29 protein-coding genes are annotated in these 26,870 nt (G+C 63.0%); 24 read left to right on the top strand and 5 right to left on the bottom strand.

What is annotated here, in order from left to right:
- Positions 1-27 precede the first annotated feature (27 nt).
- Positions 28-462 (top strand): thioredoxin TrxC, encoded by a 435-nt coding sequence (gene trxC, locus ACIP8I_RS22705; RefSeq protein ID WP_400764119.1) that lies wholly within the window; start codon positions 28-30, stop codon positions 460-462.
- 129 nt (positions 463-591) lie between these two features.
- On the opposite strand, the gene ACIP8I_RS22700 is transcribed toward trxC, so the two are convergent.
- Entirely contained in the window at positions 592-1,362 is a 771-nt protein-coding gene (locus tag ACIP8I_RS22700) for a ParA family protein (protein WP_367082718.1), read from the bottom strand.
- Positions 1,363-1,723: 361 nt separating this feature from the next.
- On the opposite strand from ACIP8I_RS22700, the gene ACIP8I_RS22695 reads away from it, so the two are divergent.
- The 21 genes from ACIP8I_RS22695 (at position 1,724) to ACIP8I_RS22595 (ending at position 20,780) form a co-directional block, all read left to right on the top strand.
- On the top strand, positions 1,724-2,443 hold the full coding sequence (locus ACIP8I_RS22695) for a beta-ketoacyl synthase chain length factor (RefSeq protein WP_367082717.1): 720 nt from the start codon (positions 1,724-1,726) through the stop codon (positions 2,441-2,443).
- Positions 2,419-3,228 carry a lysophospholipid acyltransferase family protein gene (locus ACIP8I_RS22690; protein ID WP_400764117.1) on the top strand — a complete coding sequence of 270 codons (810 nt, stop codon included), beginning with the start codon at positions 2,419-2,421 and terminating at the stop codon, positions 3,226-3,228. The genes ACIP8I_RS22695 and ACIP8I_RS22690 overlap by 25 nt, the downstream gene beginning before the upstream one ends.
- Positions 3,209-3,469, top strand: coding sequence for a phosphopantetheine-binding protein (locus tag ACIP8I_RS22685; RefSeq protein WP_400764115.1), 261 nt, complete (start codon positions 3,209-3,211; stop codon positions 3,467-3,469). Before ACIP8I_RS22690 ends, ACIP8I_RS22685 begins: the two co-directional genes overlap by 20 nt.
- Before the next feature lie 9 nt (positions 3,470-3,478).
- Positions 3,479-3,733: an acyl carrier protein gene (locus ACIP8I_RS22680; protein ID WP_003220947.1), complete on the top strand. Its 255-nt coding sequence runs from the start codon at positions 3,479-3,481 to the stop codon at positions 3,731-3,733.
- On the top strand, positions 3,730-4,275 hold the full coding sequence (locus tag ACIP8I_RS22675) for a hypothetical protein (protein WP_367082715.1): 546 nt from the start codon (positions 3,730-3,732) through the stop codon (positions 4,273-4,275). The genes ACIP8I_RS22680 and ACIP8I_RS22675 overlap by 4 nt, the downstream gene beginning before the upstream one ends.
- The gene (locus tag ACIP8I_RS22670; protein ID WP_400764112.1) at positions 4,272-5,951 is read left to right on the top strand and encodes an AMP-binding protein; all 1,680 of its coding nucleotides are present in this window, start codon (positions 4,272-4,274) and stop codon (positions 5,949-5,951) included. The genes ACIP8I_RS22675 and ACIP8I_RS22670 overlap by 4 nt, the downstream gene beginning before the upstream one ends.
- A gap of 128 nt (positions 5,952-6,079) precedes the next feature.
- Positions 6,080-6,814, top strand: a complete 735-nt coding sequence (locus ACIP8I_RS22665; RefSeq protein WP_400764111.1) for a glycosyltransferase family 2 protein — start codon at positions 6,080-6,082, stop codon at positions 6,812-6,814.
- The gene (locus ACIP8I_RS22660; RefSeq protein WP_400764109.1) at positions 6,811-7,758 is read left to right on the top strand and encodes a glycosyl transferase; all 948 of its coding nucleotides are present in this window, start codon (positions 6,811-6,813) and stop codon (positions 7,756-7,758) included. The genes ACIP8I_RS22665 and ACIP8I_RS22660 overlap by 4 nt, the downstream gene beginning before the upstream one ends.
- Positions 7,739-9,283: a histidine ammonia-lyase gene (hutH, locus tag ACIP8I_RS22655; protein WP_400764107.1), complete on the top strand. Its 1,545-nt coding sequence runs from the start codon at positions 7,739-7,741 to the stop codon at positions 9,281-9,283. The genes ACIP8I_RS22660 and hutH overlap by 20 nt, the downstream gene beginning before the upstream one ends.
- Positions 9,276-9,701 carry a thioesterase family protein gene (locus ACIP8I_RS22650; protein WP_003220936.1) on the top strand — a complete coding sequence of 142 codons (426 nt, stop codon included), beginning with the start codon at positions 9,276-9,278 and terminating at the stop codon, positions 9,699-9,701. The genes hutH and ACIP8I_RS22650 overlap by 8 nt, the downstream gene beginning before the upstream one ends.
- A complete protein-coding gene (locus tag ACIP8I_RS22645; RefSeq protein ID WP_400764105.1) occupies positions 9,698-10,300 on the top strand; it encodes an outer membrane lipoprotein carrier protein LolA in 603 nt (200 codons plus the stop codon). Before ACIP8I_RS22650 ends, ACIP8I_RS22645 begins: the two co-directional genes overlap by 4 nt.
- Positions 10,284-12,623 (top strand): MMPL family transporter, encoded by a 2,340-nt coding sequence (locus ACIP8I_RS22640; RefSeq protein ID WP_400764103.1) that lies wholly within the window; start codon positions 10,284-10,286, stop codon positions 12,621-12,623. Before ACIP8I_RS22645 ends, ACIP8I_RS22640 begins: the two co-directional genes overlap by 17 nt.
- Positions 12,620-13,783 carry a sodium:proton antiporter gene (locus ACIP8I_RS22635; RefSeq protein ID WP_400764101.1) on the top strand — a complete coding sequence of 388 codons (1,164 nt, stop codon included), beginning with the start codon at positions 12,620-12,622 and terminating at the stop codon, positions 13,781-13,783. The genes ACIP8I_RS22640 and ACIP8I_RS22635 overlap by 4 nt, the downstream gene beginning before the upstream one ends.
- Complete coding sequence (locus tag ACIP8I_RS22630; RefSeq protein ID WP_400764099.1) at positions 13,770-15,017, top strand: NAD(P)/FAD-dependent oxidoreductase; 1,248 nt, start codon at positions 13,770-13,772, stop codon at positions 15,015-15,017. The genes ACIP8I_RS22635 and ACIP8I_RS22630 overlap by 14 nt, the downstream gene beginning before the upstream one ends.
- Positions 15,014-15,739, top strand: a complete 726-nt coding sequence (locus ACIP8I_RS22625) for a class I SAM-dependent methyltransferase (protein ID WP_400764096.1) — start codon at positions 15,014-15,016, stop codon at positions 15,737-15,739. Before ACIP8I_RS22630 ends, ACIP8I_RS22625 begins: the two co-directional genes overlap by 4 nt.
- Positions 15,740-15,864: 125 nt before the next feature.
- Positions 15,865-16,350: a hypothetical protein gene (locus ACIP8I_RS22620; RefSeq protein ID WP_400764154.1), complete on the top strand. Its 486-nt coding sequence runs from the start codon at positions 15,865-15,867 to the stop codon at positions 16,348-16,350.
- Positions 16,347-17,543 carry a beta-ketoacyl-[acyl-carrier-protein] synthase family protein gene (locus ACIP8I_RS22615; RefSeq protein ID WP_400764094.1) on the top strand — a complete coding sequence of 399 codons (1,197 nt, stop codon included), beginning with the start codon at positions 16,347-16,349 and terminating at the stop codon, positions 17,541-17,543. Before ACIP8I_RS22620 ends, ACIP8I_RS22615 begins: the two co-directional genes overlap by 4 nt.
- Positions 17,540-18,004 carry a hotdog family protein gene (locus ACIP8I_RS22610; protein ID WP_007967263.1) on the top strand — a complete coding sequence of 155 codons (465 nt, stop codon included), beginning with the start codon at positions 17,540-17,542 and terminating at the stop codon, positions 18,002-18,004. The genes ACIP8I_RS22615 and ACIP8I_RS22610 overlap by 4 nt, the downstream gene beginning before the upstream one ends.
- Positions 17,997-18,725: a 3-oxoacyl-ACP reductase FabG gene (gene fabG, locus ACIP8I_RS22605; RefSeq protein WP_400764091.1), complete on the top strand. Its 729-nt coding sequence runs from the start codon at positions 17,997-17,999 to the stop codon at positions 18,723-18,725. The genes ACIP8I_RS22610 and fabG overlap by 8 nt, the downstream gene beginning before the upstream one ends.
- On the top strand, positions 18,725-19,951 hold the full coding sequence (locus ACIP8I_RS22600) for a beta-ketoacyl-ACP synthase (RefSeq protein WP_400764088.1): 1,227 nt from the start codon (positions 18,725-18,727) through the stop codon (positions 19,949-19,951). Before fabG ends, ACIP8I_RS22600 begins: the two co-directional genes overlap by 1 nt.
- 25 nt (positions 19,952-19,976) lie before the next feature.
- Positions 19,977-20,780, top strand: a complete 804-nt coding sequence (locus ACIP8I_RS22595; protein WP_400764086.1) for a hypothetical protein — start codon at positions 19,977-19,979, stop codon at positions 20,778-20,780.
- 109 nt (positions 20,781-20,889) lie between these two features.
- Here the strand turns inward: ACIP8I_RS22595 and ACIP8I_RS22590 are convergent, their stop codons facing one another.
- Positions 20,890-21,093 (bottom strand): transcriptional regulator, encoded by a 204-nt coding sequence (locus tag ACIP8I_RS22590; RefSeq protein WP_367082694.1) that lies wholly within the window; start codon positions 21,091-21,093, stop codon positions 20,890-20,892.
- Positions 21,094-21,390: 297 nt separating this feature from the next.
- On the opposite strand from ACIP8I_RS22590, the gene ACIP8I_RS22585 reads away from it, so the two are divergent.
- Positions 21,391-21,828: an excinuclease gene (locus ACIP8I_RS22585; protein ID WP_400764083.1), complete on the top strand. Its 438-nt coding sequence runs from the start codon at positions 21,391-21,393 to the stop codon at positions 21,826-21,828.
- 105 nt (positions 21,829-21,933) lie between these two features.
- Here the strand turns inward: ACIP8I_RS22585 and ACIP8I_RS22580 are convergent, their stop codons facing one another.
- Complete coding sequence (locus tag ACIP8I_RS22580; RefSeq protein ID WP_400764080.1) at positions 21,934-22,836, bottom strand: LysR substrate-binding domain-containing protein; 903 nt, start codon at positions 22,834-22,836, stop codon at positions 21,934-21,936.
- A gap of 118 nt (positions 22,837-22,954) precedes the next feature.
- On the opposite strand from ACIP8I_RS22580, the gene ACIP8I_RS22575 reads away from it, so the two are divergent.
- Positions 22,955-24,229, top strand: coding sequence for an MFS transporter (locus tag ACIP8I_RS22575; RefSeq protein ID WP_400764077.1), 1,275 nt, complete (start codon positions 22,955-22,957; stop codon positions 24,227-24,229).
- A gap of 176 nt (positions 24,230-24,405) precedes the next feature.
- Here the strand turns inward: ACIP8I_RS22575 and hemE are convergent, their stop codons facing one another.
- Entirely contained in the window at positions 24,406-25,473 is a 1,068-nt protein-coding gene (gene hemE / locus ACIP8I_RS22570) for a uroporphyrinogen decarboxylase (RefSeq protein WP_007952372.1), read from the bottom strand.
- 240 nt (positions 25,474-25,713) lie between these two features.
- Positions 25,714-26,870 (bottom strand): FAD-dependent oxidoreductase (locus ACIP8I_RS22565; RefSeq protein ID WP_400764073.1); only part of this gene is annotated, 1,157 nt, incomplete at its 5' end.

The following is a 26,870-nucleotide window of genomic DNA, read 5'->3' as shown; positions in this document are numbered from 1 at the left end:
TTTATCGCCCTTCCCTGGACCTCTCTCATGACCACTCCACTGCTGATCCCCTGCCCCGCCTGCAACGGCCTCAACCGCATCCCCGCCGAACGCCTCGCCGACCAGCCAAAATGCGGGCGCTGCAAATCCGCGGTGCTGTTGAGCAAGCCGTTCGAACTCAAGCAAGGTGACTACGCCAGCCAGATCAAAGGCGATCTGCCGCTATTGGTGGATGTGTGGGCGGACTGGTGTGGGCCGTGCAAGTCTTTTGCGCCGGTGTTCGAGCAGGCGGCGGCGCAGTTGGCGGGCAAGTGCCGGCTGGCCAAGCTCGACAGCGAAGCCAATCAGCAGTTGTCGGCGCAGTTGGGGATTCGTTCGATTCCGAGTTTGATTCTGTTCAAGAACGGTCGGGAAGTGGCGCGTCAGAGCGGGGCGTTTCCGTTGCCGCAGTTGCTGGCGTGGCTGCGTAGCCAGGGCATCTGACCCAACACAAATTCAATTGTAGGCCTTCGCCTGCTCGCGATGGCGTCTTTTCAGGCAACTCAGGTGCTCGCGGACAGGATGCCATCGCGAGCAGGCGAAGGCCTACAGGGGATCTGAATAGATCAGGGGTCAGTGGTCTTCGAGCAGGTTGTGCAGTTCGACGAACTGCTGCGTCAGTTTGTGCCGTGGGTCGAGGTGGATCAGCGGGGTGCTGGCCTGGTGCGACTCGCGCATACGCACCGAGCTGGTCAGATACACCGGCAGCACCGGCAAGCCCTCGGCAATCAGCTCATCGAGGATCTGCTGCGGCAGGCTGGCCCGGGCCTGGAACTGGTTGACCACGATGCCTTCAACTTCCAGACCATCGTTGTGGTCTTCCTTCAACTCTTCGATCTCCGCCAGTAGACCGTATAGCGCCTGGCGCGAGAAGCTGTCGCAATCGAAGGGAATAAGCACACGATCGGCGGCGATCAACGCCGACACCGCATAAAAATTCAGTGCTGGCGGCGTATCCAGATAAATCCGGTCGTATTCGCCGTCCAGCTCATCGAGCAATTTGCGCAGCTTGTTGATCTTGTGTTTGGCCTCAAGCTTGGGCTGCAGGTCGGCCAGCTCAGCGGTAGCGGTGATGATGTGCAGGTTGTCGAACGGGGTTTCGTAGATGTCGGCCTGGTTTTTCTTCGAGAACGGCCCGGAAGACAGGGTCTGCTTGAAGAAGTCGGCAATGCCCATCGGAATGTCATTGCCGGTGAGCCCCGTCAGATACTGGGTGGAGTTGGCCTGGGCATCAAGGTCGACCAATAGCGTGCGATAGCCCTCGCTGGCACTCACCGCCGCCAGATTGCAGGCAATGCTGGATTTGCCCACGCCACCTTTCTGATTGAACACCACGCGCCGCATGACAAAACCTCCGTGTATCAAAGAATGACCGAGTGTAGTTGCCTGTGCGTGCGCTTCGCTACCTTCAACGACGCGGACTACAGAGTCAGGCGCAAAAATCAGCGGGCACAGCGGGCAAAAACCTCCCGAGTGCGCTGATATGCCCGACAGACAAATCCCGCACGATCTGGATAATGGCCAATTGACAGTTTTTCCACGAACCACTCAGTACATTTCGTTGCGCAAAACGTAACCAACATTTGCTACACACTCGTCGCACCGGGATAATGCGCGCCACCCGGCGCCAAGCGCCACGTCAAGTCAGCCGCGGCCTTGGCGACTCAAAGCGTCATAAAAGCCCGCAGGGGCGGGATGAGCATCCGTGATCAACTTCAACATCGCCCAATGGCGCGCGTGGGCCCCGGGGCTCGACAGCGTGGACGCGTGGCAGGCCTGGAGCCGACAACCGGTCGTGCTCCCGGACAGCGATGCCGCGCCCGATGTGTCGTTTCTGCCAGCCATGCAGCGCCGACGACTCAGCCGTCTGGCGCGGATGGCGTTCAGTGTCGGCTGGCCGCTGGCCGACGGACGGGAGAACCTGCCGCTGGTGTTTGTTTCACGACACGGCGAAACCCCGCGCACCTTCGAGATCCTCAGTGATCTGGCCAAGGACGAGCCGTTGTCGCCGACCCAGTTCAGCCTGTCGGTGCACAACGCGATCATCGGTCTGTGGTCGATCATGCGCGGCGAAACCAGCGAAATGACGGCCCTGGCGGCCGCAGGCGATGGCCTGGAACACGGCATCCTCGAAGCCGCCGCCCTGCTCGACGAAGGCGCGCCGGCGGTGTTGCTGATCATCACCGAAGAACAGCCGCCCGAGGCCTATTCGCAGTGGGTCGATGACGTGCCGTTCCCTTATGCGCTGGGTCTGCTGCTCACTCCCGGTACCGACTGGCGGCTGACCCTGAACAGCGGCCAGAAAGCTGTGTCCAAAGCGCACTGGCCGCACGCGCTGAATCTGTTGCGCACCCTGCTCGGTCAGCAAACCCATTGCCAACATGCCTGGAAAAATCGTGTATGGACCTGGCAACGCAACCCGTGACCGAGAAGAACCGCGACGCCTATTACTGGCGCTTGCTGGCCACCGCCGCCAGTTTCACCCTGTTCGGCTTGGGCGGGCTGTGCCTGCGCTTGCTGGTATTTCCGCTGCTCGGCTGTCTGCCGGGTGACGCGCTCAGGCATCGTCAGCGCGCGCGGCAGACCGTCAGTCGGCTGTTCTGGTTTTTTGTGCGGTTCATGGCCCGCACCGGCGTGCTGACTTACGACATTCAAGGGGCCGAACGCCTCGGCCGACCGGGGCAGATGATCATCGCCAACCACCCGTCGCTGATCGACGTGGTGTTCCTGATCGGCCTGGTGCGCCAGGCCAATTGCGTGGTGAAGAAAAGCCTGTGGGAAAACCCCTTCACCCGCGGCCCGCTGCGCCGTACCGAATACATCAGCAACGACGGCAGCATGGACATGCTCGATGCCGCCGCCGAGTGCCTGCAAAACGGCCAGACCCTGATCATCTTCCCCGAGGGCACGCGCACTCAACCCGGTCAGGCGCCAGCCTTTCATCGGGGGGCTGCGGCGATTGCCCTGCGTGGTGCGAAAATCCTTACGCCAGTGGTTATCAAGGTCAGCCCGACTACCCTGACCAAGGCCGAGCCCTGGTATCGCATCCCCCGCCGTCGCGTGCACTTCAGTTTCCGTGTCGGGGCCGATATAGATCCACAGACTTTCGCCACGCAAGGCCCGGCACCGCAGGCCTCGCGCAAGCTCAATGATTATTTGCACTCTTACTACATCAAGGAGCTCGCCGAAGATGAGCGATCTGCACCGTGAAATAAAACTGCTGATCATCGATGCCCTGGGCCTAGAAGACATCAGCGTCAACGACATCGGCGACGAGCAGACGCTGTTTGGCGAAGGCCTTGGCCTGGACTCCGTCGACGCATTGGAGCTGGGTCTGGCGATCCAGAAAAAATACGGCATCAAGATCGACGCCGACGCCAAAGACACCCGTAACCACTTCACCAATGTGGCGAGCCTTGCGGCGTTCGTCACGGCAAAACAGGCAGCTTGAGACCGGACCATGCAAACTCGTGACGACATTTTCAACACCCTGCGCGATGCCTTGGTCGAGCTGTTCGAACTGGATCCGGCGCGGATCAGCCTGGAGTCCAACCTGTATCAGGATCTGGAGATCGACAGCATCGACGCGGTCGACCTGATCGATCACATCAAACGCCAGACCGGCAAGAAAATCGCCGCCGAAGAATTCAAGTCGGTGCGCACCGTCGGTGACGTGGTCGAGGCGGTCTACCGTCTGGTTCAACCGGCCGCATGAGCCGATTGATCGGCCTCGGCCTGCTGCTGGCGGGCCTGCTGTACCCCTTTGCGGTGTATTTCGGCATGGAGCACTTCGCCCCGTGGCAGTTCGGACTGCTGCTGGGCGGGTTGTGGCTGGCGCGTGCGCTGACCGGCGAGCGCAAGCCCGGCAGCCTGTGGATGGCCTGCGTGGCGATCGGGTTCTGCCTGCTGCTGGCGCTGTTCGACAGTCCGCTGTTGCTGCGCTGGTATCCGGTGCTGATCAGCGGCTTCATGCTGGTGCTGTTCAGCCTGAGCCTGAAATACGGACCGCCGATGGTCGAGCGCCTGGCGCGGCTGCGCGAGCCGCAACTGCCGCCCGAAGCCATCCGCTACACCCGCCAGGTCACCGTGGCCTGGAGCGTGTTTTTCTTCTGCAACGGTTTGTGCGCCGCGCTCCTGACCCTGTGGGCGCCGCTGCATTGGTGGATGTTGTACACCGGCCTGATTTCCTATGGATTGATCGGCCTGATGTTTGCCATTGAATGGCTGATACGACAACGGGTAAGAGGCCGTAAATGAACTGGATAAAACTTGAGCAACTGTTGCTCAAGGCCCTGCCGGAGCGCGCGATCAGCGCCGCCCCGGCCCTCGACCACACGCAATTGCGTGAGCAGGCGTTGAGCGTTGCCGCCGGCCTGCAGGCTCGCGGCGTGCGGCGCATGGCGGTGCATCTGGAAGATGCCGCCGACCTCGCCATCGCCCTGCTCGGTGCCTGGCGCGCCGGTGTCAGTGTGCTGTTGCCCTCGGACCTGCAAGCGCAGACCCGCCAGCGCTGGTCGAATGAAGTCGATCTATGGCTGACCGATCACAGCGCGGATGTTCACTTGAACGATCTGCTGCAGCCTGCCCTGCCCGGCGCTGAACTGGATCTCGAGCAGTGCCACCTGAGCCTGTGCACCTCCGGCTCCAGCGGCGAGCCCAAGCGTATCGACAAGACCCTGCGCCAACTGGCCAACGAGGTCGAGGCACTGGAGCAACTGTGGGGCGCGGATCTCGGTGAAGCCTGGATCATCGGCAGCGTCGCCACCCAGCACATCTACGGGTTGCTGTTCCGGGTGCTGTGGCCGCTGTGCGCCGGACGTCCGTTCGTGCGCAGGCAACTGGCGTTTCCGGAAGACCTGCAGCGCGCCAGCCGCGAACACCCGGCCTTCGTCTGGGTCGGCAGCCCGGCACTGCTCAAACGCATGGGTGACAACCTCGACTGGCCGGCCCTGAGCGCCGTGAGCCGGGTGTTTTCTTCCGGCGGCGCATTGCCGACAGATGCCGCGCAAAGCCTGCATGATCGTTTGCAACAGTGGCCGACGGAAATCCTTGGCAGCTCGGAAACCGGCGGCATCGCCTGGCGTCACGGCGCCAGCCTGTGGCAGCCCTTCGCCGGGGTTGAGCTGAGTCAGGACCGCGACGGCGCCCTGCTGATCGCCTCCCCCTATCTGCCGGCCGGGCATGTCGAGCACACCGCCGACGCCGCGCGTATCGCTGCCGACGGACGTTTCGAACTGCTCGGGCGGCTGGACCGCATCGTCAAACTCGAAGAGAAGCGCATTTCCCTGCCGATGCTGGAGCAGGCGCTGGTCGCCCACGCCTGGGTCGCCGAAGCGCGGCTGGGCGTGGTCCAGGAAAACCGCGCAATGCTCGGGGCGCTGCTGGTGCTCAGTGAGCAAGGTCTGTTCGCCTTGCGCGAACACGGCCGCCGCAGCCTGACCGAAGCGCTGCGCAAACATCTGAGCGAGCATTGCGAAGCCTTGGCCTTGCCCCGGCGCTGGCGTCTGGTGCGGCAATTGCCGCTGAACAGTCAGGGCAAGCTGCCGCAAGCCGACATCGAAGCACTGTTGCTGGCGCCACGGCCGAAAACTCCGGAAGTGCTGGAACAGCTCGAAACCGACGGTGAGTGGAGCCTGCAATTGAGTGTTCCGCCGGACCTGGCCTATTTCAGCGGTCACTTCCCCAAGGCCCCGGTGCTGCCCGGCGTAGTGCAGGTCGAATGGGCACTGAACCTCGGCCGACAACTGCTGGATCTGCCCGGCAAATTCGCCGGTATGGAAGTGCTGAAATTCCAGCAACTGGTGCGCCCCGGCGATGAAATCCAGCTGCACCTGCGTTTCGATCCCGAGCGCAGCAAGCTGTATTTCGCTTACCGCAACGACACCGCGACCTGCTCCAGCGGGCGAATCCTGCTAGGAGCCGCCGATGCATAACCTGTGGCGAGGGAGCTTGCTCCCGCTCGAGTGCGAAGCGCTCGCCAGCAATTTTATGTCGACTGGATTTGGGGCCGCTTCGCAGCCCAGCGGGAGCAAGCTCCCTCGCCACAATGGGTGCGTGAATCATGCATAACCCTTGCGCGGTAATTCCGGTCTACAACCATGAAGCCGCGATCGGCAGCGTGGTCGACGCGCTGCTCGCCCAAGGACTGCCGTGCATTCTGGTGGATGACGCCAGCACCCCGTCCTGCGCGCGCGTGCTGGATGCGCTGGCCGAACGCGAAAGCGTGCATCTGGTGCGTCTGACCCTCAATCAGGGCAAGGGCGGCGCGGTGATGACCGGGCTGCGCGAAGCGGCGCGCCTGGGTTTCACCCATGCCCTGCAGGTTGACGCCGACGGCCAGCACGACCTGCACGACGTCGCCCGTTTCGTCGAGGAATCCCGCGCCCACCCGGACGCGATGATCTGCGGTTATCCGCTGTTCGACGAGAGCGTGCCCAAGGGCCGCTTGTACGCACGTTATCTGACCCACGTGATGGTCTGGATCAATACGCTGTCGCTGCAGATCCGCGATTCGATGTGCGGTTTTCGCGTGTATCCGCTGGCCCCGACGCTGGCGGTGATCGACTCGGCGCGGGTCGGCAAGCGCATGGATTTCGACTCGGACATCCTCGTGCGTCTGGCGTGGCGCAACCAGCCGATGCGCTGGCTGCAGACCAGCGTGCATTACCCGCTGGACGGCGTCTCGCACTTCCGTCTGTTGCATGACAACGCACTGATTTCCAGCATGCATACCCGGTTGTTCTTCGGCATGCTGCTGCGCCTGCCGGTCATCCTCTGGCGCCGGTGGCGCCCATGAGCGTCGAGACCGACAAGAAGCATTGGGCCGACCGCGAAGAACGCGGCAGCTTCCTGCTGATGAAGTTCACCGCGTTCGCCGCCAAGGTGCTTGGCCGGCGCCTGCTCAGTCCGCTGCTGTACGGCATCGTCCTGTACTTCTTCCTGTTCGGCCGCACCGCGCGCAACAGTGCCTGGCAATACCAGCAACGGCTGGCCGACTGGAGCAACCGCGGCGAATTGCGCCCGAGTTACTGGCGCGTGTTCCGTCAGTTCATGGCGTTCGCCGATTCGCTGCTCGACAAGCTCGACGTGTGGAACGGCAAGATCCGTATCGAGCAGATCGAAATCATCGACCCGGCATTGCTGCGCAATCAGTTGCGCGGCAGTCGCGGGCAACTGCTGGTCGGCGCGCACCTGGGTAACCTGGAGGTGTGCCGGGCGCTGGCGGAGATCGGCGAAAAGGTCACCATGAACGTGCTGGTGCACACCAAGCACGCCGAGCAGTTCAATCGTCTGCTGGGCGAGGCCGGGGCGACCAATCTGCGGCTGATTCAGGTCAGCGAACTGGACCCGGTGATCATGCTGCAACTGCACGAACGCCTGGAGCGCGGCGAATGGCTGGCAATTGCCGGCGACCGCGTGCCGTTGCATGGCGGGCGCAGCGTCACGGTGGACTTTCTCGGCCACCCGGCAGCGTTCCCGCAGGGGCCGTGGCTGCTGGCCGGTTTGCTCAAATGCCCGGTCAATCTGCTGATGTGCCTGAAACAGCCGGACGGCCACTATCGCCTGACCCTTGAGCCGTTCGCCGACAGCGTGACGTGGACACGCCGCGAGCGCGAGCAGGTCATTCATCAGTGGGCCACCCGTTACGCGCAGCGCCTGAGTCACTATTGCCTCGAAGCCCCGCACCAATGGTTCAACTTTTACCCTTTCTGGAAGACCGATGACGACGCCAACCCATGAGCCGGTAACCTTCGGCGAACGCCCTTTGCGCATCGAAGACGTGCTGGCCCTGGCCAACCGTCAGGCGCCCGTGCAGTTGCAGAGCGACGCCGCTTACCGCGAGCGCATCGCCAAAGGCGCGCGCTTCCTCGACTCGCTGCTGGACAAGGAAGGCGTGATCTACGGCGTGACCACCGGTTACGGCGATTCCTGCGTGGTCGCGGTGCCGCTGCATCACGTCGAGGCACTGCCGCGTCATCTCTACACCTTCCACGGCTGCGGCCTCGGCAAACTGCTCGACGCGCAAGCCACCCGCGCGGTGTTGGCGGCGCGTTTGCAGTCGCTGTGCCACGGCGTGTCCGGGGTGCGAATCGAATTGCTGGAGCGCCTGCACGCCTTCCTCGAACACGACATCCTGCCGCTGATCCCCGAAGAAGGTTCGGTGGGCGCCAGCGGCGATCTGACGCCACTGTCCTACGTCGCCGCGACCTTGTCCGGCGAGCGCGAAGTGCTGTTTCGTGGCGAGCATCGCCAGGCTGCCGACGTGCATCGCGAGCTAGGCTGGACGCCTTTGGTGCTGCGCCCGAAAGAAGCGCTGGCCTTGATGAACGGTACGGCGGTGATGACCGGCCTTGCGTGCCTGGCCTTCGCCCGCGCCGATTATCTGCTGCAACTCGCCACGCGCATCACCGCGCTCAACGTGGTCGCGCTGCAAGGCAATCCGGAACACTTCGACGAGCGTCTGTTCGCTGCCAAGCCGCATCCGGGGCAGATGCAGGTTGCCGCGTGGCTGCGCAAGGATCTGGCGATCGACGCGCCGACCGCGCCGCTGCATCGTCTGCAGGATCGCTATTCGCTGCGCTGCGCCCCGCACGTGCTCGGGGTGCTGGCCGACAGCCTGAACTGGCTGCGCTCGTTTATCGAGACCGAACTCAACAGCGCCAACGACAACCCGATCATCGACGCCGAAGCCGAACGCGTGCTGCACGGCGGGCACTTCTACGGCGGGCACATCGCGTTCGCCATGGACAGCCTGAAAAATCTGGTGGCCAACGTCGCCGACCTGCTCGACCGGCAACTCGCGCTGCTGGTGGACGAGCGCTACAACCATGGTTTGCCGAGCAACCTGTCCGGCGCCCCGGCGGATCGCGCCATGCTCAACCACGGCTTCAAGGCCGTGCAGATCGGCGCCAGCGCCTGGACCGCCGAGGCGCTGAAAAACACCATGCCGGCCAGCGTGTTCTCGCGCTCCACCGAGTGCCACAACCAGGACAAGGTGAGCATGGGCACCATCGCCGCCCGTGACGCGATCCGCGTGCTGGAGCTGACCGAACAGGTCGCCGCCGCCACGTTGCTCGCGGCCAATCAGGGCGTCTGGCTGCGTGGTCGCGATGAAGACGCACGCGCGCTGCCACCTTCGCTGGCCGCCATGCACGAAGAGCTGGCCAAGGACTTCCCGCCGGTCATCGAAGACCGTGCACTCGAAGGCGAACTGCGCCTGTGCCTGCAACGCATCGCCGAGCAACACTGGAGGCTGCATGCGTAGCGCCGGAGTGCTGCACGCCGACACGGAAATCCTCGTGCCGTTTTTTGACATCGACACTATGCACGTGGTCTGGCACGGGCATTACGTCAAATACCTGGAAGTGGCGCGCTGCGCGCTGCTGGATCAGATCGGTCATAACTACACCCAGATGTCCGAGTCAGGTTACGCGTGGCCGATCATCGACCTGCAACTGCGTTATGTGCGTGGCGCGGTGTTCGGCCAGCGCTTGAACGTGCGCGCCAGTCTGGTGGAGTGGGAGAACCGCTTGAAGATCAATTATCTGATCACCGACCTGCAGACCGGCGAACGCCTGACCCGTGCCAGCTCGGTGCAGGTAGCGGTCGAGATCAGCAGCCGCGAGATGCAACTGGCCTCACCCAAAGTGTTCACCGATGCGGTGGAAAGGATGCTGCGATGAACCTGTTCTGCAAATGCCTTGGCGCGATGGCGCTGCTCGCCGTGTCGATGCTGGCCAACGCCTTCGACCTGCAACAGCTCAGCGAACAACTGGCGAAACCGGAAGTGATCCACGGCCAGTTCATTCAGGAAAAACACCTGCGCGCCCTGCCTCAGCCATTGATCAGCAAGGGCAACTTCGTCCTGGCGAAAAATCACGGCCTGCTCTGGCTGCTCAAGACCCCGCTGCAGCAGGATTACCGCATCACCGCCAACGGCATCGCCCGTCGCGACGGCAACACGTGGCAACTGCTGCCAAACAAGAGCGCCGGTACCGAGCAGAACCGTCTGTTCCTCGCTGTGCTGCAAGGTGACAGCAGCGGTCTGCAACGGGATTTCGAACTGGCCCTGAGCGGCGACGCACAGCAGTGGAAACTCACCTTGACCCCGCGTTCAGTGCTGCTCAAGCAAGTGTTCAATCAGATCAACATCGATGGCGGTGAGCTGGTGCAGACCATCGAACTGCTGGAAACCCAGGGCGACAGCACCGTGCTGCGCATGCAGGACAGCACCTCCGGTCAACCGTTGAGCGAAGCGGAGCAACATGACTTTGCCGAGTGAGCGCAGGCTGCCGTGGCTGTTCCTGATCCTGCTGCTGGCAGTCATCGCGCTGGCCGGATGGCAGTGGCGCGACGGTGCGCCGCTGTCGGCCAACCTCATGGAACTGGTGCCCGGAACCAACCCTGACGCCCTCGAACTGCGCGCAGAACAGCGCATGCAGGAGCCGCTCAATCGGGAAATGCTGGTGCTGGTCGGCCACGCTGATCGCCAGCAAGCGGTGGCCATGGCGCAAACCCTCGGCGAGCAATGGCAGGCCAGCGGGCTGTTCGAAAAGGTCCAGTGGAACCTGCAGGCGGATCTGCCGGCGCTGCGCTCGCAATTGCTGCAAGGGCGACTGGCGATGCTCTCGGCGGACGATCGGCAACTGTTGACCGAGCATCCCGATGCGTTCATTCAGCAACGGGTGCAGGCGCTGTTCGATCCGTTCAACGGCTTCACCCTGGTGCCGAGCCAGGACGACTGGCTGGGCCTGACCGGACGCATCCAGAACAGTCAGCCGAAACACGGCGCGGTGCAACTGGACATCGGCAGCGGCGCACTGGTCGCCGATGCCGACGGCAAGAGCTGGGTGCTGCTGCGCGCGCGCACCACCGGCAATGCCTTCGACATGAACCTGCCGCTGAAAGTCGCCGATTTGCTGCAGCACAGTCGCGAGCAGGCGGCGAAAGCCGACGTGCAACTGCTGGCTGCCAGTGGTCTGCTGTACGCCGCCAACGGCCAGCAACAAGCCACCCGCGAAATGACCTGGGTCGGCGGTGGCGCCACCCTCGGTATTCTGCTGTTGCTGCTGTTGGCGTTTCGGCGCTGGCGGGTGCTGCTGGCGTTCGTGCCGGTGTTGGTGGGCATGCTGTTCGGCGCGGTGGCCTGCGTGGCGCTGTTCGGCCACATGCACGTGATGACGCTGGTGCTCGGTTCCAGCCTGATCGGTGTGGCGGTGGATTACCCGCTGCACTATCTGTCGAAGAGCTGGAGTCTCAAGCCGTGGCGCAGCTGGCCGGCGCTGCGCCTGACGCTCTCCGGGCTGACGCTGAGCCTGATCACCAGCGCCATCGGTTATCTGGCGCTGGCCTGGACGCCCTTCCCGGCGCTGACACAAATCGCGGTGTTCTCTGCCGCCGGCTTGCTCGGTGCATATCTGTCGGCGGTGTGCTTGTTGCCGGCCCTGCTGAAAAACGTGGAATTGCAGCCGGCGCAATGGCCGCTGCGCCTGGCCGAGCGTCTGGTAAAGCTGCGCGAAAACCTGCTCGAACATGTGCGCACGCCGGTGCTATTGGCGCTGGTGATCGCCTTCTGCGCCGGCGGTCTGGTGCAGCTGCAAAGCAAGAACGACATCCGCCAGTGGGTCGGTGCGCCACAACGCCTGACCGATGAAGCGCAGACCATCGCGCGCATCACCGGCTACCAGCCGACCAGCCAGTTCTTCCTCGTACGCGGCGCCAATCAGCAGCAACTGCTGGAGCGTCAGGCCGCGTTGAGCGAACGTTTGCAGCAACTGGTCAACCTCGACAAACTGCAAGGCTATCTGGCCCTCGATCAACTGCTCAGCCCGCCGAGCCAGCAACAACAGGTACGCGAAGCACTGAGCAAACTGCCGCAGTTCTGGCAGCCATTGCTCGACCTCGGCGTACCGCTCGCGGCGCTGCAGACCGAGTTGCAGCAATTGCAGAGCCTGCCCGCCGAGGACATCGACGCGGCACTCGCCGGGCCGCTGGGCGAGCCTTACCGCACGCTGTGGCTTGGCCCGACCGCTGACGGTGTGGCGGCAATGACCAGCCTGCAAGGCCTGAACAATCCGTCACTGCTGCGGGTCCAGGCCCTGGACTTGCCGGGGGTGATGCTGGTGGATCGTCTCGGCGAATTGAACAACGTATTCGCCGCGACCCAAATCAGCGCCGCCGAGCTGAAACTCGCCTCCTGCGTGTTGATTGTGCTGGTGCTGATCGTGCCGTTCGGCTTCGGTGGCGCGTTGCGTATTGTTTCGCTGCCGTTGCTGGCGGCGCTGTGCAGCCTGGCCAGTCTCGGTTGGCTCGGTCAGCCGCTGACCCTGTTCAGTCTGTTCGGCCTGCTGCTGGTGACGGCGATCAGCGTCGATTACGCGATCCTCATGCGTGAGCAGGTTGGCGGTGCGGCGGTCAGCCTGCTGGGCACCTTGCTGGCGGCGCTGACGACCTGGCTGTCGTTCGGTCTGCTGGCGGTGTCCAGTACGCCAGCGGTGAGCAACTTCGGCTTGGCGGTGAGCCTGGGGCTGGCCTTCAGTTTCATTCTGGCGCCGTGGGCCGGACGTCACGTCCACCGCGCCGCCGTCGTGGAGCCGGCAGCGTGATGGTCGTCGGCTTCTGGCTGATGGCCTTGGCGCTGTTCGCTGTGGCGACCCGTGTCGGTCGGCATTTCGGCCTGATCCCGATCGTCAGCCAGTTGCTGCTGGCCAGCTTCGGGTTGCCGCTGCTGATGTACTTCTGGATCGAACCGGGCTGGCAGCTCAGCGGTGCTCAACTGATCGCGCCGGGGTGGCTGAAAGATCTCTACAGCCTGAGTTTCGCGCTGTTGCTCGGGCACATTCTCAGCGATGTGATCGACCTGCGGCTGGACCGCCAGAGCGTGAAAATCGCCGTGCCGAGTTTTGCCGTGCCGTTCGCCTGCGGACTGGCCGCCGCCTGCTGGCTGCTGCCGGCGCAGCCGTGGCTGAACTCGCTGGCCATTGGGCTGGTGTTCGCGATCACCGCGATCCCGGTGCTGTACCTGTACCTGCGCCACATCGATTACCCGCCCGCCGCCACCCGGCGTCTGGTGCAAACCGCAATCCTCATCGACCTGACCTGCTGGACGCTGTTCGGCCTCGCTCAGGGCAGTCTGCACTTGAGCAGCCTGTTGCTGCCGCTGGGACTGGCCTGCGTGCCGCTGCTGTTGCATCTGCTGCGCGTGCGTCGACCGCTGACCTACAGCCTCGGTTTCTTTGCGCTGCTGGTGCTGGCCGAGCACTACAAACTCAACGCGCTGATTTTCGGCATCGGTTATCTGCTGTGCATGGCCTTGCTGAAAGTGCCGCTGGTGCTGCCATTGCCGGCGCGGTGGATGAGCCGTTTGCAGACATGGATCGCGATCCCGCTGATCCTCACCTTCGGCATCGTGCAGATCGACGTTCACAGCGCCCTCGCCAGCCTCGGCGCGGTGCAATGGGCGGCGCTGCTGCTGTTGCCGATTGCCAGTAAACTGCTCGGCAACTGGCTTGGGCTGGGCTGGGCCGGTGCGTCGTTCGAAGGCGCCAGCCGCTGGCGTGAAAGCGTGCTGCTGAACATTCGCGGGCTGAGTGAAATCGTTTTTCTCAACCTGCTGCTGCAACAACAGCTCATCAGCCCGGCGCTGTACTTCGCGCTGATGCTGATGGGCCTGATCGCGACGCTGTTGCCGGCCCTGATCGGCCTGCACCGCGCGCCCCTGAAAACCACCGCCACTGCGCCCGGGAGTTCACGTGCCAACCGTTGAAATGCAACGTCGTCAGGTAGTGATCATCGGTGCCGGCCCGTCCGGCGCCATCGCCGCTGCGCTGCTCACGCGCAAGGGCCACGATGTGCTGGTGCTCGAGCGCCAGCACTTCCCGAGGTTTTCCATTGGTGAAAGCCTGCTCAGCCATTGCCTGGACTTCGTCGAAGAAGCCGGCATGCTCGACGCCGTCAACGCCGCCGGCTTCCAGCGCAAGACCGGTGCTGCGTTCGCCTGGGGCGAGCGCTACAGCGCCTTCGATTTCGGCGACACCTTCACCGCAGGTAAACCCACCACGTTCCAGGTGCAGCGCGCCGATTTCGACAAGCTGCTGGCCGATCAGGCCGAATTGCAGGGTGCCGAAATCCGCTACGGCGACGCCATCGTCCGCGTCGATTTCGATCGGGCCAGACCGCAGCTCGACGTGCTGCGCGAGGATGGCAGCGAGTACCGCGTCGAAGCGGATTTCGTGCTCGACGCCAGCGGCTACGGGCGCGTGCTGTCGCGTTTGCTCGAGCTGGAAGCGCCATCGAATTTCCCGGTGCGCCAGGCAGTATTCACCCACATTGAAGATCACATCGACAACCCGGCCTTCGACCGCGAGAAGATCCTCGTCACCACCCATCCCGAACACCGCGACGTCTGGTTCTGGACGATCCCGTTCAGCAACGGTCGCTGCTCGGTGGGCGTGGTGGCTGCCGCCGAACACTTCAAGGGTCGCGACAGCGATCTGGACGCCTGCCTGCGCGGCTTCATCGGCGAAACCCCGAGCCTCGCCGGCGTGCTGAACAACGCGGTGTGGGACACCCCGGCGCGCACCCTCGGCGGTTATGCGGCCAATGTGAAAACCCTGCACGGACCGGGCTTCGCCCTGCTTGGCAACGCCGCGGAGTTTCTCGACCCGGTGTTCTCTTCCGGCGTGACCATCGCCATGCGCTCGGCGAGCATGGCCGCCGCTGTCCTGCACCGGCAGTTGCAGGGGGAAATCGTCGATTGGCAGCGCGAGTTCGCCGACCCGCTCAAGCGTGGCGTCGATACCTTCCGCTGCTACGTCGAGGGTTGGTACGCCGGCACCTTTCAGGACGTGATTTTTTATCAAGACAGTCAGGCGGAGATCCGCCGAATGATCTGCTCGATCCTCGCCGGTTACGCCTGGGATGAACGCAATCCGTTCGTCAGCGAAGCACGCCGCCGGCTGAAGATGATTTCCGAACTCTGTGCAAAGGACGCCCCATGAATTACTTGAGCGACAGCTACGTCGAGGAAACCCGCTTCGGTTTCTGGTTCCTGCGCAGCCACACCTGGCAGCACCACGTGCTGCGCGTGGCGATCAACGATTTGCGCGGATTGTTCAGCGAGTCGCTGCCGGCCCATCCGGTGGTGCTGGATGCCGGCTGCGGTCAGGGCAAATCGTTCCGCCACCTGCGCCAGACCTTCGCCCCACAGCGTCTGATCGGCGTCGATGCCGATCCGCACAGCCTTGAATTGAGCGCCGAAGAAGCGGCGCGTCAGGGTTTCGATGTGGAGCTGATCGGCAGTGACTGCGCGACGCTCAACGTGGCGGACGCCAGTGTCGATCTGCTGTTCTGCCACCAGACCTTTCATCATCTGGTCGAACAGGAAAAAGCCCTCGCCGAGTTCTACCGCGTACTGAAGCCGGGCGGTTATCTGCTGTTCGCCGAGTCCACCGAGGCTTACATTGATACCTGGGTGATTCGCTGGCTGTTCCGCCATCCGATGCATGTGCAGAAGAGCGCCGCGCAGTACCTGGAGATGATTCGCCTGCAGGGTTTCGAGTTCGACGAACGCAATGTCTCGTACCCGTATCTGTGGTGGAGCCGGTCGCAGGATTTTGGACTGCTGGAGCGGTTTGGGGTGCGCAAGCCGAAGCCGTTTGGCGAGCGTGAGGAAACGTTGGTGAATGTCGTCGCGCGCAAGCCATTGCAAGGTGATATCTGATGCACCGCTATCGACCTGCACACCTGTCCCCCTGTGGGAGCTGGCTTGCCAGCGATAGCGGTGGGTCAGTCGGACTCAATTTTGGATGTGCCAAAGCCATCGCTGGCAAGCCAGCTCCCACAGGGATTCTGGGGTGGCTGATATTGGCGCTTTGCTCTCTGCTGCTGAGTGGTTGCGCCAGCCAGGCCCCGCTGCCCGCGAGCAGTCCGACGCTGCCGTTACCGCTGCAACTGCACATCGAACGCCAACAGGCCGATCAGCGCCAGGACTGGCTGTTGGTGATCCAGCGCGAAGGCCCTGGCATCCGCTGGTCGATGATGGATCCGCTGGGCATTCCCCAGGCCCGTCAGCAACTGATCGATGGGCACTGGCAGGCCGACGGGCTGCTGCCGCCCAACCCGGAAGCCCGGGAGCTGTTTGCCGCGTTGCTGTTCGCCCTGACCCCGTCCGGCGAACTGGCGCGCAATTACCCCGCCGCGCAGCAGCAGGGCAAGCAACGCACGCTGGCGCCGCGCTGGACGATCCGTTATGCACAACCGTTGAGTTTTGAATTGAACCTGCCCCAAGGCCCGCACTATCGGGTTTCTCCCCTCGGTGAACCGACGCCATGACTGCCTACCTCAATGCCCTCGGCGTGATCTGCGCGCTGGGCCGCGACAAGCAACAGGTCGCGCACAACCTGTTTGCCGGTGACTGCTCGGGCATGCGCCGCGAGTCTGGCTGGGTGGCCGGGCGTGAGCTGCCGGTGGCGGCGGTGCACGGTGAGCTGGCGGCGATTCCGGCGGAACTGGCCGAGCAGAGCAGCCGCAACAATCAACTGCTGCTGGAAGCCGCGCTGCAGATTCGCGAGGACATCGACCGGGCGATCCAGACCTATGGCCGCGAGCGCATCGGCGTGGTGCTCGGCACCAGCACTTCGGGGATCGACGAAGCCAGTCGCGGGTTGGCGCATTACCTTCGCGAGCAGCAGTTCCCCACCGAGTACGACTATCGGCAACAGGAACTCGGCGCCCCGGCGAATTTTCTCGCCGACTGGCTGCAACTCAGCGGCCCGGCCTATGTGATTTCCACCGCCTGCACGTCCAGCGCTCGGGCGTTGATGAGCGCGCAGCGCCTGCTCGATCTGGGCCTGTGCGATGCGGTGCTGTGCGGCGGGGTCGACAGCCTGTGCAAACTGACGCTCAACGGTTTCAGCGCGCTGGAAGCGGTGTCCGACGAGCGCTGCAATCCGTTCTCGGCCAACCGCAACGGCATCAATATCGGCGAAGCGGCGGTGCTGTTCCTGATGAGCAAACAGCGCGGCGACAGCCCGGCCATCGCCCTGCTCGGCAGCGGCGCCAGCTCCGACGCGCACCACATTTCCGCCCCGGAACCGAGCGGCCGCGGCGCCCTGCAAGCGATGCAGAAAGCCTTGAGCCGCGCACAGTTGCAAGCGGCGCAAATCAGCTACCTGAACCTGCACGGCACCGCGACCCAGCACAACGATGCGATGGAAAGTCTGGCGGTCGCCACGCTGTTTCCTGAAGGCGTGGCCTGCTCGTCGACCAAGCCGATGACCGGCCACACCCTCGGCGCGGCCGGTGCGCTGGAAGCGGCGTTCTGCTGGCTGAGCCTGAGCACCGACAACCCGCAGCACGCCTTGCCGCCACACGTCTGGGACGCCCGGCCCGACCCCGACTTGCCGGCGCTGAAGTGGGTGACCGCGAGCGAACGCCTGTCGTCCATTGCACCCCGCTACCTGATGAGCAACTCGTTTGCCTTCGGCGGCAACAACGTCAGCCTGATTATCGGAGACGCCCCATGAACGACTGGCCGCTCGCCGAACTGCTGCCCCACGCTGGCGACATGATTCTGATCGACCGCATCCTCAGTTTCGACGAGGAACAGATCCACACCCGCCTCACGGTCAAGCCCGACGGCTTGTTCAACCTGCCCGACGGCAGCCTGCCGGCGTGGGTCGGTGTCGAGCTGATGGCGCAAAGCGTTGCCGCGTTCGCCGGTTGCCATGCGCGGCAGAAGGGCAATCCGGTGGAGCTGGGTTTCCTCCTCGGCACGCGCAAATTCGAGTGCAACGTCGAGGCGTTTGCGGCCGGCAGCGAACTGACCATCCACGGCATCCGCTCGCTGGAAGACGACAACGGCATGGGCGTGTTCGAATGCCACATCCACGGGCCCGGCATCGAGGCCAGCGCACGCTTGAACGTGTTCCGCCCGCCGCAGCCCAGCCAATACCTTGAACAAAACCGGGAGTCGAACGATGACTGAATCCGTACTGGTCACCGGCTCCAGCCGTGGCATCGGCCGCGCCATTGCCTTGCGTCTGGCGCAGGCGGGGCATGACATCGTCCTGCATTGCCGCAGCGGCATGGCTGAAGCCCAGGCAGTGAAAGCCGAAGTCGAAGCGCTGGGCCGTCACGCGCGCATCCTGCAATTCGACGTCGCCGACCGCGAAGCCTGCAAAACCATCCTCGAAGCCGACGTCGAAACCCACGGTGCCTATTACGGCGTGGTACTCAACGCCGGGCTGACCCGCGACGGCGCTTTTCCGGCGCTGAGCGATGACGATTGGGACGTGGTGCTGCGCACCAATCTCGATGGTTTCTACAACGTCCTGCACCCGGTGATGATGCCGATGATCCGTCGTCGCGCCGCCGGTCGGATCGTCTGCATCACCTCGGTGTCGGGTTTGATCGGCAACCGCGGCCAGGTCAACTACAGCGCCTCCAAGGCCGGGGTGATCGGTGCGGCGAAAGCGTTGGCGATTGAACTGGGCAAGCGCAAAATCACGGTTAATTGCGTCGCGCCGGGCCTGATCGACACGGCGATGCTCGACGAAAACGTGCCGGTGGAAGAGCTGATGAAAATGATCCCCGCACAACGCATGGGCACCCCGCAAGAGGTCGCTGCTGCGGTGAATTTCCTGATGTCGGCGGAAGCCTCGTACATCACCCGCCAGGTCCTGGCGGTCAACGGAGGCTTGTGCTGATGAAGCGCGTTGTCGTCACCGGCATGGCCGGCATCACCTCGCTGGGCAGCGATTGGCAGACCATCGCCGGTAACTTCGCGGCCAACCGCAGCGGCATCCGCCGGATGGACGAGTGGGACCGCTTCAGCGAACTCAACACCCGCCTGGCCGGGCCGATCGATGATTTTGTCGTACCGCCGCACTGGACCCGCAAGCAACTGCGCAGCATGGGCCGGGTGTCACGGCTGGCGGTGGGCGCGGCGGAACAGGCACTGGCCGACGCCGGCCTGCTCGGTGACGAATCGATCAAGGACGGGCGCATGGGTGTGGCGTGTGGTTCGTCCACCGGCAGCACCGACGAGATCAAGGCCTTCGGCAACATGCTGCTGAACTCGGTGGCCGAGGGGCTCAACGCCAACTCCTACGTGCGGATGATGCCGCACACCACCGCGGCCAATATCAGCATTTTCTTCGGCCTCACCGGACGCCTGATCCCGACGTCCAGCGCCTGCACCAGTGGCAGCCAAGGCATCGGCTACGCCTACGAGGCGATCAAGTTCGGACGGCTGCCGCTGATGCTCGCCGGCGGTGCCGAAGAGCTGTGCCCGACTGAAGCCATGGTGTTCGACGCGCTGTACGCCACCAGCCTGAAAAACGACGCGCCACAGACCAGCCCACGTCCGTACGACAAGGGCCGCGACGGTCTGGTGATCGGCGAAGGTGGCGGCATGCTGGTGCTCGAAGAGCTGGAGCATGCGCTGGCGCGCGGTGCGCGCATCCATGCGGAGATTGTCGGTTTCGGCAGCAACGCCGACGGCCAGCACACCACCCGCCCGGAGCAGATAACCATGCGCCGCGCCATGGAACTGGCGCTGGAAGACGCCGGGCTGGCGCCGGACGCCATCGGTTACGTCAATGGTCACGGTACCGCTACAGAACAGGGCGACATTGCCGAAACACTGGCAACCAGCAGTCTGTTCGGCGAACACATGCCGATCAGCTCGCAGAAGAGTTTCCTCGGCCACACGCTGGGGGCATGCGGCGCGCTGGAGTCGTGGTTCAGCATCGAAATGCTCAATCGCGACCTGTATGTGCACACGCTCAACCTCGACGAGGTCGATCCGCACTGCGGCAAGCTCGATTACCTGCGCGGCGAATTCCGCCAGATGCATCACGAGTACGTGATGAACAACAATTTCGCTTTTGGTGGCGTCAACACCTCGTTGATTTTCCGCCGCTGGCACTGACCGCAACACGTTTGGAGTGAAGGGAATGACTCAGTTTCACCGCATCGCCGCCCTGCTGGCCCTGGCCTTTGTGCTCGGCGGTTGCACCAGCAAACCGGTTTACAACGCCAAGGAAGAGTTCTCGCCCAGCCTCGGCTTCACCCAGCAACAGATGAGCCGCGCCATCGTCACCGCGCTCAATGATCGCCAGTGGGTGGTGCAGTCGGTGCGTCCGGGCATGATCAAGGCAGCGATTACCGTACGCGGCCGTCACCACGCCGAAGTCGACATCCCGTTCAGCCCGACCTCGTTCGAAATCGACTACCGCAGCAGCTACGGCCTCGACGCCAAGGACGGCAAGATCCACGGCAACTACAACCGCTGGGTCAACCGCCTGCGCGATAACGTACTCAAGGAGCTGTCGATCAACCCGGACATCGAGTTCGTCAACGACCTGGGCATCGTCAAGCAAGGCGCCGACGAACCGACCTACCTGAGCTTTCGCGAGGGCGTCAAACGCGCCACCGACGCCGGCCTGCTGGACGGCAGCGTGAAGTTCTACCTGGCCGGCGAAACCCTGCCAAAACAGGTGCGCAAACTCGACACCGTCAGCAGCAGCCGCAAGACCAACGGCTCGAACAAATCCGATACCGACGCCTGCTTCTGGGCCCTGCAGTCGGCCCTCGCCACCTTGCAGAACGCCGCGAAAAAAGCCGACGCCAACGCCGTGATCAACATCGCCAGCGTCGACCAGCGCGACCTGTACAAAGACACCGAGAAATTCCAGTGCCGTGCGGGCCTTGTGGTGTCGAGCGTGGCGTTGCGTGGGGATTTGGCACACGTTGATTGATTGACAGTAGAAACGACAAAGGGCGCCTTACGGCGCCCTTTCACAAACAGGTTGGCTTGTCATCGCCGTTCACCTGTCTGGCTCTGTGATGGCTGGTTGCCCAGGATCCTCAGAGTCTCACAAGCCCCTTGGGGGAACATTTTTGGGCATCGCCCAACATCTTGAGGCGGGCACGGGCAATCGTCTCTTGCACTTTGGCGATGAACCGAAGATCTCCCCCGGCTTCATCCAAGCAAACCTCAAGATAGCTCACCAAGTCCTCTTCATTTTTCAAATAATCGATAGAGTCCCAGTTCGTGAATTTTTCGATCATGTTTTTTCTTGATGATTTCTGGCGTTATGAAAATTAGCGTCCTTAGGTTATTCACACAAGGCACATCACTTCTGATGTTTTTGTAGGGAATGCACTGACCTTGTGTAGTCCAGATCGCAATCACCTTAAAATCCGCGATAACGCGAGGATAAATTTTCTCGCCACAAGGGCACTATTCGGCGCCCTGCTCATTTCAGCTCTACACTCGTCCTGACAGGCCGTCGCACCGCGCCTGCTTGAACGGCGAGCCTATCAGCCCTGCACTCGCGGTTCTCTTTCACCGTCAAGGAGATGACCATGCAAGTGAAAGCCCTGATCGCCGCCGCACTCCTCGGGCTATTGCCCGGCGCCAGCCACGCCACCAATCTGATGTACATGCCGTTCGAGACGGTGCTCTCGGACGCGATTCGCGCCGGGCGGCTGGATGGCAGTGTGAAGTTCTATCTGATCGGCAACGGGCCGCAGGGCACGCAGCAGTTGTTGCGTCGGGATGTGGTCAGTGATCTGAAGACCAACGGCTTCAACAAGAGTGATCACGATTCCTGCGAGTGGGTGCTGCAGTCGAACCTGATCAAGTTGCAGGCCGACGCCAAGCGGGTCGGGGCGAATGCGGTGGTCAATATCGTCAGTTATTACGACCAGCATGTGCGCAAGGATTTGAATACCTATGAGTGCCGGGCCGGGGTGTTTGTGACGCGGGTGGCGTTGAAGGGGGATCTGGTGCGGTTGCCCTGAGGGGCGTTGGTGTTTGAGTTGACGCCTTCGCGAGCAGGCTCGCTCCCACCTTGGAATGCGTTCCCCTGTGGGAGCGAGCCTGCTCGCGATTTGATTGCGCAGCAATCAAGCTTTTGAAGGCTCAACCTTACGCGTCAGCAGTTCGACGAACGCCTTGGCCATCGGCGATTTCTGATCCTTGCGCTGTACCAGCCACACCGCCGACACCGCCTCCGGATCGAGCAGCGGTCGATAGACCACACCGTCAATACGCATCCGCTGATACGACGCCGGCAACACCGAAACTCCCAGCCCCGCTGCGACCAGTCCGATGATGGTCATCGCCTCGCCAGCCTCCTGAGCAAAGTGCGGGCTGAACCCGGCATCGCGCGCCAGACTGAGCAGTTGCGCATACAGCCCGCTGCCGTAGCTGCGCGGAAAAAACACAAACGGCTCCAGCGCCAGCGCCGAGAGGAACAGCCCTTCCTCGCTGCCTTGCGCCAACGGATGTTTGGAGCCGAGCACCGCCACCAGCGGCTCACGCATCAGTTCGACCACACTCAGCGAATCCGGCAGGCCCAGCGGACGCATGATGCCGACTTCGATCGACTCATCCACCAGCGCGTCCGCGACCATGGTGCTGCTCATCTCCCGCAGGTTCAGGTGCACGGCCGGAAAACGCTGACGAAAAGCAAAAATCGCCTGGGGAATGGTCGAGTTGAACGGCGCCGACGAGGTGAAGCCAATCTTCAATTCGCCGAGTTCGCCGAGTTGCGCACGCCGGGCGACGTCCGCCGCTTTGTCGACCTGCGCCAGCACCAGCCGCGCCTCCTGCAGAAACAATCGGCCGGCTTCGCTCAGCTCGACCCGACGATTGGTGCGCTCGAACAACCGCGCGCCGACCTCTTGCTCCAGCGCCTGAATCTGCTGGCTCAGCGGCGGCTGGGAGATCCCCAGCACCTGTGCGGCGCGGCCGAAATGCAGTTCTTCGGCGACGGCGATGAAGTAGCGCACATGACGCAATTCCATGGATACCCCATTAGGTCGTTAAAGCTATCAAACAGGTCGAACAATATATTGGATAGAAACATTAGCCAGCTATATGATTTTTTCATTGCCTGCCTGGCCGTGCCCTCCGAGGTCTGAAGTGAAAACAGCTGTCGCCCCCCTGGCCCATGAAGTCCCGCCTGCCGCCGCAGACGATGTCGTCGCCGAGCTGCAGGAGATCTACATCGAAAAAGGCACACCGATGTTCATGCGCACGGTGCTGGCGCTGTTCAGCGGCGGCTTCGCGACCTTCGCCCTGCTGTACTGCGTGCAGCCGATGATGCCGCTGCTGTCCCACGAATATTCGATCAACGCCGCGCAGAGCAGCCTGATTCTGTCGGTGGCGACCGGCATGCTGGCCTTTGGTCTGCTGATCACCGGGCCGATCTCCGACCGCGTCGGGCGCAAACCGGTGATGGTCGCGGCACTGTTCGCCGCCGCGTTATGCACCATCGCCAGTTCGATGATGCCGAGCTGGCACGGTGTGCTGATCATGCGCGCGTTGATCGGGCTGTCGCTGAGCGGCCTGGCGGCCGTGGCGATGACGTATCTGAGCGAGGAAATCCATCCGCAGCACATCGGTCTGGCGATGGGCCTGTACATCGGCGGCAACGCGATTGGCGGGATGAGCGGACGCTTGATCACCGGGGTGCTGATCGACTTCGTCAGCTGGCACACGGCGATGCTGGTGATCGGCGGCCTGGCGCTGGTCGCGGCAGCGGTGTTCTGGAAAATCCTCCCCGAGTCGCGCAACTTCCGCTCGCGCTCGCTGCACCCACGCAGCCTGCTTGATGGCTTCACCATGCACTTTCGCGACGCCGGCCTGCCGCTGCTGTTTCTTGAAGCGTTCGTGCTGATGGGCGCGTTCGTCACCCTGTTCAACTACATCGGCTATCGCCTGCTGGCCGCGCCGTACAACCTCGACCAGGTGTTCGTCGGTTTGCTGTCGGTGGTGTACCTGTCGGGCATCTACAGCTCGGCGAAGATCGGTTCGCTGGCGGACAAACTGGGGCGGCGCAAGGTGCTATGGGCAACCATCGCGCTGATGTTCGCCGGCCTTGCGCTGACCATGTTTACGCCGCTGTTGCTGGTGATCGTCGGCATGCTGATCTTCACCTTCGGCTTCTTCGGCGCGCACTCGGTGGCGAGCAGCTGGATCGGCCGGCGGGCGCTGAAGGCCAAGGGCCAGGCGTCGTCGTTGTACCTGTTCAGCTATTACGCAGGTTCCAGCATTGCCGGGACGGCGGGTGGGGTGTTCTGGCATCTGGGCGGCTGGAACGGGATTGGCCTGTTCATTGGTGCGCTGTTGCTGGTGGCGCTGCTGGTGGCGTTGAAACTGGCGAAGTTGCCGCCGTTGCAGGGTGTCAAAGCCTGATACAAAACCCTGTAGGAGTGAGCCTGCTCGCGATAGCGGTGTGTCAGCCAACACATCGGGCGACTGACTTACCGCTATCGCGAGCAGGCTCACTCCTACAATTGATCCGAGTCCGACGTTGAATTGTGGAAACAAAAACGCCCGGCATTGGCCGGGCGTTTTCTATTGCGCGTCGATCACTCGTGGTACTGCGCCGACAACTCATGCACCGCGCGCAGGAAGGCGCCGGCGTGTTCTGGATCGACCTCAGGGGTGATGCCGTGGCCGAGGTTGAACACGTGGCCGCTGCCCTTGCCGTAGCTGGCCAGAATGCGCCCGACTTCGGTGCGGATCGCTTCCGGTTTGGCGTAGAGCACGGTCGGGTCCATGTTGCCTTGCAGCGCGACCTTGTCGCCAACACGGGCGCGGGCGTTGCCGATGTCGCAGGTCCAGTCCAGGCCCAGTGCGTCGGCGCCGGCGTCGGCGATGCTTTCCAGCCACAGGCCGCCGTTCTTGGTGAACAGGATCACCGGCACCTTGCGCCCGTCGTGCTCGCGGATCAGGCCGCTGACGATTTTCTTCATGTAGGCCAGGGAGAATTCCTGATACGCCGCCGCCGACAGGTTGCCGCCCCAGGTATCAAAGATCTGCACCGCTTGCGCGCCGGCCTGGATCTGGCCGTTGAGGTACGAGGTCACCGACTGCGCCAGCTTGTCCAGCAGCAGGTGCATGGCTTGCGGGTTGTCGTAGAGCATCGCCTTGGTCTTGCGGAAGTCTTTCGACGAGCCGCCTTCGACCATGTAGGTGGCGAGGGTCCACGGGCTGCCGGAGAAACCGATCAGCGGCACACGGCCGTTCAGCTCGCGGCGGATGGTGCTGACCGCATCCATCACGTAGCCGAGATCCTTGTGCGGATCGGGGATCGGCAGGGCTTCGATATCGGCCAGGGTGCTGACGACTTTCTTGAAGCGCGGACCTTCACCGGTCTCGAAGTACAGGCCCTGGCCCATGGCATCGGGGATGGTGAGGATGTCGGAGAACAGGATCGCCGCATCGAGTTGCGGATAGCGGTCGAGCGGTTGCAACGTGACTTCGCAAGCGAATTCCGGATTCATGCACAGGCTCATGAAATCACCGGCCTGGGCACGGCTGGCGCGGTATTCAGGCAGGTAGCGGCCGGCCTGGCGCATCATCCACACCGGGGTGACGTCAACGGGTTGCTTGAGCAGGGCGCGGAGGAAACGGTCGTTCTTCAGGGCAGTCATGTCGGCATCCGGAAAAAAAGTGCGGGCATTTTCTCAGAGCGCGACGCAAAAGGCACGGATGCAGGTCAGCCTTTTGTCTATCGGGTCAATTTATTGCGTTGGAATGCTGATTTTGCAACACCGCAAAACAACTGTAGGAGTGAGCCTGCTCGCGATAGCGGTGTTTCAGTCAATGCATCAGGTGACTGAAACACCGCTATCGCGAGCAGGCTCACTCCTACAAGGTATTGCGTTGTTTGTTTAGACGCCCAAGTAGTCGAGGATCCCTTCGGCGGCATTGCGCCCTTCGAAGATCGCCGTCACCACCAGGTCGGAACCGCGCACCATGTCGCCACCGGCGAAGATTTTCGGGTTGCTGGTCTGGTGCTTGTACTGACCCTGCTCAGGCGCGACGACGCGGCCCTGGCTGTCGGTCTGGATCTCGAACTGTTCGAACCACGGTGCCGGGCTTGGACGGAAACCGAACGCGATGACCACGGCGTCGGCCGGGATGATCTCTTCGGAGCCCGGGATCGGCTCGGGGCTGCGGCGGCCACGGGCGTCCGGTTCGCCGAGACGGGTCTCGACCACCTTCACGCCTTCGACCTTGTCCTCGCCAACGATCGCGATCGGCTGGCGGTTGTAGAGGAATTTCACGCCTTCTTCCTTGGCGTTCTTCACCTCTTTGCGCGAGCCAGGCATGTTCGCTTCGTCACGACGATAGGCGCAGGTCACCGACTTGGCGCCCTGACGAATCGAGGTGCGGTTGCAGTCCATCGCCGTGTCTCCGCCGCCGAGTACCACGACCTTCTTGCCTTTCATGTCGACGAAATCTTCCGGCGACTTTTCAAAGCCCAGGTTGCGATTGACGTTGGCGATCAGGAAGTCCAGCGCGTCATAGACGCCCGGCAGATCCTCACCGGCAAAACCGCCCTTCATGTAGGTGTAGGTGCCCATGCCCATGAATACCGCATCGTATTCGGCGAGCAGTTGCTCCATGGTCACGTCCTTGCCGACCTCGGTGTTGAGTCGGAACTCGATGCCCATGCCGGTGAAGACTTCGCGGCGATTGCTCAGCACGGTCTTCTCAAGCTTGAACTCGGGAATGCCAAAGGTCAGCAGACCGCCGATTTCCGGGTTCTTGTCGAACACCACCGGGGTCACGCCGCCACGCACCAGCACGTCGGCACAGCCCAGACCCGCCGGGCCTGCACCGATGATCGCGACGCGCTTGCCGGTCGGTTTGACCTTGGACATGTCCGGGCGCCAGCCCATGGCGAACGCGGTGTCGGTGATGTACTTCTCGACCGAACCGATGGTCACCGCGCCGAAGCCGTCGTTGAGAGTGCAGGCACCCTCGCACAGACGATCCTGCGGGCACACCCGGCCGCAGACTTCCGGCAGGGTGTTGGTCTGGA

Source organism: Pseudomonas sp. NPDC088414 (assembly GCF_044753325.1).
Lineage (GTDB): Bacteria > Pseudomonadota > Gammaproteobacteria > Pseudomonadales > Pseudomonadaceae > Aquipseudomonas.
Note: the sequence above shows the minus strand (reverse complement) of the source record. Positions and strands in the feature narration are given on the sequence as shown.

Bases quoted from the DNA above. Each gene is read 5' to 3' on its own strand.
- ACIP8I_RS22600 (WP_400764088.1), top strand. From the start codon at position 18,725: ATGAAGCGCGTTGTCGTCACCGGCATGGCCGGCATCACCTCGCTGGGC.
- fabG (WP_400764091.1), top strand. From the start codon at position 17,997: ATGACTGAATCCGTACTGGTCACCGGCTCCAGCCGTGGCATCGGCCGC.
- ACIP8I_RS22700 (WP_367082718.1), bottom strand. From the start codon at position 1,362: ATGCGGCGCGTGGTGTTCAATCAGAAAGGTGGCGTGGGCAAATCCAGC.
- ACIP8I_RS22585 (WP_400764083.1), top strand. From the start codon at position 21,391: ATGCAAGTGAAAGCCCTGATCGCCGCCGCACTCCTCGGGCTATTGCCC.
- ACIP8I_RS22610 (WP_007967263.1), top strand. From the start codon at position 17,540: ATGAACGACTGGCCGCTCGCCGAACTGCTGCCCCACGCTGGCGACATG.
- ACIP8I_RS22650 (WP_003220936.1), top strand. From the start codon at position 9,276: ATGCGTAGCGCCGGAGTGCTGCACGCCGACACGGAAATCCTCGTGCCG.
- ACIP8I_RS22625 (WP_400764096.1), top strand. From the start codon at position 15,014: ATGAATTACTTGAGCGACAGCTACGTCGAGGAAACCCGCTTCGGTTTC.
- ACIP8I_RS22675 (WP_367082715.1), top strand. From the start codon at position 3,730: ATGAGCCGATTGATCGGCCTCGGCCTGCTGCTGGCGGGCCTGCTGTAC.
- ACIP8I_RS22660 (WP_400764109.1), top strand. From the start codon at position 6,811: ATGAGCGTCGAGACCGACAAGAAGCATTGGGCCGACCGCGAAGAACGC.
- ACIP8I_RS22590 (WP_367082694.1), bottom strand. From the start codon at position 21,093: ATGATCGAAAAATTCACGAACTGGGACTCTATCGATTATTTGAAAAAT.
- ACIP8I_RS22685 (WP_400764115.1), top strand. From the start codon at position 3,209: ATGAGCGATCTGCACCGTGAAATAAAACTGCTGATCATCGATGCCCTG.
- ACIP8I_RS22615 (WP_400764094.1), top strand. From the start codon at position 16,347: ATGACTGCCTACCTCAATGCCCTCGGCGTGATCTGCGCGCTGGGCCGC.
- hemE (WP_007952372.1), bottom strand. From the start codon at position 25,473: ATGACTGCCCTGAAGAACGACCGTTTCCTCCGCGCCCTGCTCAAGCAA.
- ACIP8I_RS22680 (WP_003220947.1), top strand. From the start codon at position 3,479: ATGCAAACTCGTGACGACATTTTCAACACCCTGCGCGATGCCTTGGTC.
- ACIP8I_RS22645 (WP_400764105.1), top strand. From the start codon at position 9,698: ATGAACCTGTTCTGCAAATGCCTTGGCGCGATGGCGCTGCTCGCCGTG.
- ACIP8I_RS22665 (WP_400764111.1), top strand. From the start codon at position 6,080: ATGCATAACCCTTGCGCGGTAATTCCGGTCTACAACCATGAAGCCGCG.
- trxC (WP_400764119.1), top strand. From the start codon at position 28: ATGACCACTCCACTGCTGATCCCCTGCCCCGCCTGCAACGGCCTCAAC.
- ACIP8I_RS22595 (WP_400764086.1), top strand. From the start codon at position 19,977: ATGACTCAGTTTCACCGCATCGCCGCCCTGCTGGCCCTGGCCTTTGTG.
- ACIP8I_RS22690 (WP_400764117.1), top strand. From the start codon at position 2,419: ATGGACCTGGCAACGCAACCCGTGACCGAGAAGAACCGCGACGCCTAT.
- hutH (WP_400764107.1), top strand. From the start codon at position 7,739: ATGACGACGCCAACCCATGAGCCGGTAACCTTCGGCGAACGCCCTTTG.
- ACIP8I_RS22640 (WP_400764103.1), top strand. From the start codon at position 10,284: ATGACTTTGCCGAGTGAGCGCAGGCTGCCGTGGCTGTTCCTGATCCTG.
- ACIP8I_RS22670 (WP_400764112.1), top strand. From the start codon at position 4,272: ATGAACTGGATAAAACTTGAGCAACTGTTGCTCAAGGCCCTGCCGGAG.
- ACIP8I_RS22580 (WP_400764080.1), bottom strand. From the start codon at position 22,836: ATGGAATTGCGTCATGTGCGCTACTTCATCGCCGTCGCCGAAGAACTG.